This is a genomic window from Robiginitalea sp., assembly GCF_049588695.1.
GTDB lineage: Bacteria > Bacteroidota > Bacteroidia > Flavobacteriales > Flavobacteriaceae > Robiginitalea.
The window spans coordinates 1-5,419 of sequence record NZ_JBAVZJ010000595.1 but is presented as its reverse complement, the minus strand read 5'-3'; the positions used below and the strand labels follow the sequence as shown (position 1 = coordinate 5,419).

Genomic DNA, 5,419 nt, shown 5'->3' with positions numbered 1-5,419 from the left:
CTGTATATTTTTGTCCTGGAAGGCAAAGCCACGATAGGGGGTGAAACGCTGGAGCGCCGCGACGCCCTTGGGCTTTGGGATTTTGACACTATCGAATTCCACATAGAGGAAGACAGCAGGATTTTATTGATGGAGGTACCCTTTTCAAATTGAAGCCGCAGGTTTTAAGATGAAAAAATGAGTTTTATCATGTCATTTCTTACTTTGGAGCGTTAGATTTACCTCTGAATTTAACGCAGACTCCCTTTTCCAAATGAATAAGACGATCCTGGTACCTTATGATTTTTCAAAAGCTTCCGAATACGGAGTTACATACGCCATAGATTTTGCCTCTTCCCGCCCAGGTGTGGATCTGCGGTTTTGTTTGATCTCAGAGGCAGAAGACCCGGAACTTTTCGAAAAGGGTAAAAAAAAGATTACCGATCAGCTTTCCAGGGCCTTTCAGGGAAAAATCACCTGGACACAATTGATACCCGGCTCCGTCAAGGGCCTTTTGGAGAAGTGTGTGGAAGAAAAGGTGGATATGGTCATCATGGGTACCTCAGGCTCAACTGAGGAAAATGCGAATACCAAAACGGCAGAAATGGTACTCAAGGCCGAATTCCCTGTTTTGGTAGTCCCTGCCGGAACCGTCGAAGATTTCAAGCTTTCCCGTATAGCCCTGGTCCTGGGCCATAATGAGATAGACGATCCGAATTTATTACACACCCTGTTACAAATCTCCCGAAGGTTCAACGCCTCTGTCACAGTGCTTACAATCGCGGGAGAATCTAAAAATTATGGGTATTCCGAAGAGGAAGAGCGCAATGAACATCTTTTGGAATACTACCTGGAATCCTTCTATTCCCACCATGTCTATATAAAACACAAAGATGTCGTCGAAGGAATCTTTGACTATATAGAAGCCCACGACATTGACATGGTTGCTATTTTCCCCAACAATCACGTCAAGAAAGGTACACCTTCTGAAGGCCGCCTTACACGAATCCTGGCCCAGCAATCCAAAACCCCCCTGCTCGCCATTGAGCATTAAGATCGTTTCAGCTACAAGCCTTTCACAAAAGGGTACCTGGACTAATGTAGCCTTGCGAATGCCTTTGTCGTGATTTCAGACTTTTTGACCCTGATGACTGCGCCGACTACTTAAATAATATGTATTTTGGGCTCGTTTTAACCCCAAGTAAAAAATGAGTACATCCTCTGACTATGCCACCTGGCACCATCCCTATAAGCCCGCGCGAAAGTACAATAAGCGGGTTGCGTATTTCAGTATGGAATTCGGAATTGATCAGGGCCTGAAGATTTATTCAGGCGGCCTTGGATTTCTGGCCGGGTCCCACCTGCGTTCCGGATATGACCTGAAACAGAACATGATTGGGGTGGGTATTCTATGGAAATACGGGTATTACGACCAGCAGCGGGCAGAAGACGGGACCATGATCGCACGCAGGATCCAAAAACGATACAGTTTTCTGGAGGATACCGGCATAGAAGTGGGCATCACCATTGGGGGAAATCCGAATGTCCGTGTACGGGCGTACGTCCTCAAACCTGAAGTCTTCGGCACCGTTCCTCTCTATCTGCTTTCTACCGACCTGCCCGAAAACGATTACCTCTCCCAGACAATCACAGACAATTTATACGACTCCAATGAAGAGACGCGTATATCCCAAAATATGGTCCTTGGTATTGGTGGAGCTAAAGTGGTCCAGGCTCTGGGCGGAGCCGAAAAATACCATCTAAATGAAGGGCATGCCCTTCCCGCCTTCTACCATCTGAAGCATAATGGAATAGACCCTTCCCAATTCGTTTTTACCACCCATACCCCTGAACAGGGCGGTAACGTCGTCCGAAATGGATATCACCTGAATTCCCGAGGATTCTTCGGACGGACCCTTTCGGGGCCTGAACTCCAGAAGGAATTGGTTGGGGATGGCCTTAATTATACGGTATCGGCCCTGCGCCTGGCAAAGAAGGCCAATGCGGTTTCAAGCCTGCACGGAGAAGTAGCCCGGGGCATGTGGAAGCCATTCGGCCTGGATTCTAAAATTTCACATATAACCAATGCCCAACACCCTGGTTTCTGGACGGATAAAACCCTTCAAAAAGCCTTTAGCCAAAACAAAGTGCGTGCTTTCCAGAATCGGAAAAAGGAGTTAAAAAAACTACTCTTTAAAGAAGTCCTCAACCAGACGGGCACCCTTATGGATCCGGATGTGCTGACAGTGGTTTGGGCGCGTCGCTTTGCTGCCTATAAACGACCCGACCTGTTGTTGTACGATTTTCAAAGATTTCTGAGACTCTTCCAAAGGCCGGGACAACCTCTTCAGATCATTTGGTCCGGGAAGCCCTTTCCCAAAGATTTCAATGCCATCAACACCTTTAACCGCCTGGTGGAAGTCAGCGCAAATTCACCCCACCTGGCGGTACTCACCGGATACGAAATTGCCTTGTCCCGTGCCCTGAAATGCGGGTCGGATATCTGGTTGAACACTCCCAGGATTACACGGGAAGCCTCTGGAACGAGTGGGATGACCGCAGCGATGAATGGTTCTTTGAACCTGTCGGTCAATGACGGGTGGATTCCGGAATTCGCCGAACACGGTAAGAATGCCTTTGTACTGCCTTCTGTCGACCCCGGCCAGCCTATATCCGTGCAGGACGAACTGGACAGTCAGCATTTATACAGCATGCTGGAGAACGAAGTCCTGCCCATGTATTACCAGGATCCCAAGCGGTGGATGGAACTCGTCTTTGAGGGCAAGTCTGCCGTAGATCCTCAATTTTCCAGTCATCGAATGGCGGAACAGTATTACACAGCACTTTATAAAGACTAGGTCTTGAAGGCTTAGCGACTGCGCCCGGGTCTTTCCCGGACTTTACCGGGCCTAACCGATCGTAAAGGGTTGTCCGGTGCTCTGCAGGGCCGCGAACCACAATTCCCCCTCGAGATCTATCTTCTTCCGGTGCTGCACGACCTCCTCGATCGGCAGATACACCAACTGGTTGTTCAAGAGCCCAACCACAAACCGGGTTTTACCCGCCATGGCTCCGTGTACAGCCTGATAGGCCAGTCGATTACAGAAGATACTGTCACTGGCATTCGCGGGTGCTGAGCGGATGATATAACTGGGGTCGATATACTTAATGGTCACTTCGGTCTTCTGTGCTTTAAAGTGTGCCGCGATTTCGGCGTTTAGAAAAACCCCGATATCCTTGTGCTTGATATTTCCCGAGGCATCGCGAATCTCAGCATCACTTTTGATCAGATGCTGACCGGCACCTTCGGCCACCACAATCACCGCATGGTGCTTGGCCTTTAACCTGCGCTCGAGTAAATCCAGCAATCCATTTTCACCTTCCAGTTGAAAGGGCAATTCCGGGACCAATAAAAAATTCACCTCAGGCATAGCCATCGCGGCCGAAGCAGCGATAAAGCCACTGTCCCTCCCCATCAATTTAACGATAGCAATTCCGTTGTAAGCTCCCTTAGCCTCATTATGGGCATCCCTGACAATCGGGGAAGCTACATCGTAGGCCGTTTCAAAACCGAATGACTTATCGATCAGGTCAATATCATTGTCAATGGTTTTGGGAATTCCGATCACGGAGATATTCAACCCCCGGCTCTCAATTTCCCGTCCGATGGCCTCACATCCTTTTAAGGTTCCGTCACCTCCAATAGTAAAGAGCATATCTATCCCGAGGCGCACCAGGGTGTCCACGATGTCGGAGGGTTCCTGCCCCCCCCTGGATGAGCCCAGGATGGTCCCGCCAAATTGATGAATATCCCTCACCTTATCTGGGGTAAGCTCGTGATAGGGATGGGTGTTTTCAGGTCCCAGACCCTGATATCCATAAGGAATACCAATGATTCTGGGGACTCCGTAAAAATAGTGCAGGCCCATGACCAGGCTTCGGATCACATTGTTGATGCCCGGGCATAACCCCCCGCAGGTCACAATGGCGGCCGTCGTATTTTCCGGATTGAAAAATACTTTTTTTCGCGGGCCGGCCTTCTCGACACAGAGCGGCTGCGTACCTGCATTCAGGGCCTGGTTATAGGCATCCAGACCCGTTTTAAAGACGATTTTCTGAGAATCCGTGACAAAATTAAAAAGCTTATCGCCCTTATTGCTGCTCAATGGCAAAGGAGATAAACGCTCAGCAGAGCCCAGGGTATGTATTTTAAATGGATCTTTTTTCATAGATAAACCTTCTTATAGGAAAAAACTGAAACATGAGAACAGAGAGGCGTGCCCTCTCAGGAATCCGCACCACCCAATTCCAGTTTTTCGGCGAAATAATCACAGAAATCCCGCATGGTCGCGGTCATTTTTTCATCCTGGGTGGCCTTCAAAAACGTATCGGACATAGCGACCAGGGTTTGGTGAAAGAAAACCTTCATCTCATCCAGGGGCATGTCTTTGGTCCAGAGGTCAATTTTCAGGGATTCTTTGTTGGCGTGGTCCCAAACTGAAAGCAGCATGGCTCTGGCCTCCTGGTTTTCGATACCCCCATCCTCAGCAGACCAGGTAAGCCCCTCCGGGACCCTGTTTTCATCCAGGGTTACTTTCAGGCTGATTTCCGAGGAGTGTAGATTTTTTGACATATTACTTTCGCGGTTTATAGTTCGACTCCCTAAAGAGTTCTTCTTCGGGAATGGCAAGGAGTTCCCGCAATTCCATTTCGTTTTGTTCCATAAAGGACCGCACAATTTGCCATCCGATATACTGCCCGATACGCCCGGGAGATTCGTTATCCAGAACCAAACCGAATTTACTAAAGGGCGCCGGCTGCAGAAAGCGCGGCTCCAGTTTTTTATCCGTACTGTAGAGCAGTTCCCGTTCGATAAAATATCTCCATACCTGATTTTCGTTATCTCTGGCCCATTGCATTTCTGCAGCTGTATATTTGATTTTAACGGAATCCGCCGCCAGAGGCATCAGTTTATCTTTCAAATACAATCCCTTTCCGCAATGGACCATCTGCGCGAGAAAACTTCGGTCTGTCGGCCGGGGGACTGCGTTTTCACAAAAGTCATCAGCAACATCAGTGATCATAAACGCCGCGTCGAGTTCTTTCGCTACAAAATTTGGAAGACCCTCGTAAAATTTATGATCCGGCCCCAGGTAATTATCCAGTCCTATAACAAGCAGTGAATCTGTTAAAATCACTTTGTTTTTGTAGTCCACATTGGAGGTAATGGTCAGCACCGTTTCAGGTAGGGGAGCCTGCGGAAAATAATAGGCCACGTGTTTAAAAAATAGCTCCAGCTCGGTTTCATAGGGTTCAAAGTCGGGAAATGAGGCCTTGACCTCTTTTCTGAGTTGCTGTTGCAGCGTATCGGACATCGTTTGTATCCAAACCGAATCTGGAAACTGCTCTGGAAACAAATAGGGGTATGAACTTTTAAGGG

The 5,419-nt window shown here is 48.4% G+C and carries 6 protein-coding genes; 3 read left to right on the top strand and 3 right to left on the bottom strand.

The features are described from left to right. The 3 genes from WBV75_RS13640 to glgP all read left to right on the top strand — a co-directional run bounded on the left by WBV75_RS13640 (position 1) and on the right by glgP (position 2,837). The gene (locus WBV75_RS13640) at positions 1-153 is read left to right on the top strand and encodes a hypothetical protein (RefSeq protein ID WP_424121135.1); all 153 of its coding nucleotides are present in this window, start codon (positions 1-3) and stop codon (positions 151-153) included. A gap of 100 nt (positions 154-253) precedes the next feature. Beyond that, complete coding sequence (locus tag WBV75_RS13635; RefSeq protein WP_424121134.1) at positions 254-1,033, top strand: universal stress protein; 780 nt, start codon at positions 254-256, stop codon at positions 1,031-1,033. Between the two features lie 154 nt (positions 1,034-1,187). Continuing rightward, positions 1,188-2,837 (top strand): alpha-glucan family phosphorylase, encoded by a 1,650-nt coding sequence (gene glgP, locus WBV75_RS13630; RefSeq protein ID WP_424121133.1) that lies wholly within the window; start codon positions 1,188-1,190, stop codon positions 2,835-2,837. Positions 2,838-2,888: 51 nt separating this feature from the next. Here the strand turns inward: glgP and WBV75_RS13625 are convergent, their stop codons facing one another. The 3 genes from WBV75_RS13625 to WBV75_RS13615 all read right to left on the bottom strand — a co-directional run. Then, on the bottom strand, positions 2,889-4,208 hold the full coding sequence (locus WBV75_RS13625; RefSeq protein WP_424121132.1) for an ATP-dependent 6-phosphofructokinase: 1,320 nt from the start codon (positions 4,206-4,208) through the stop codon (positions 2,889-2,891). A gap of 56 nt (positions 4,209-4,264) precedes the next feature. Continuing rightward, a complete protein-coding gene (gldC, locus tag WBV75_RS13620) occupies positions 4,265-4,612 on the bottom strand; it encodes a gliding motility protein GldC (RefSeq protein WP_424121131.1) in 348 nt (115 codons plus the stop codon). 1 nt (position 4,613) lies between these two features. Then, a partial coding sequence (locus WBV75_RS13615) for a gliding motility lipoprotein GldB (protein ID WP_424121130.1) occupies positions 4,614-5,419 on the bottom strand: 806 nt, incomplete at its 5' end.

Coding starts and splice junctions, on each gene's coding strand:
- gldC (WP_424121131.1), bottom strand. CDS start 4,612: ATGTCAAAAAATCTACACTCCTCGGAAATCAGCCTGAAAGTAACCCTG.
- glgP (WP_424121133.1), top strand. CDS start 1,188: ATGAGTACATCCTCTGACTATGCCACCTGGCACCATCCCTATAAGCCC.
- WBV75_RS13635 (WP_424121134.1), top strand. CDS start 254: ATGAATAAGACGATCCTGGTACCTTATGATTTTTCAAAAGCTTCCGAA.
- WBV75_RS13625 (WP_424121132.1), bottom strand. CDS start 4,208: ATGAAAAAAGATCCATTTAAAATACATACCCTGGGCTCTGCTGAGCGT.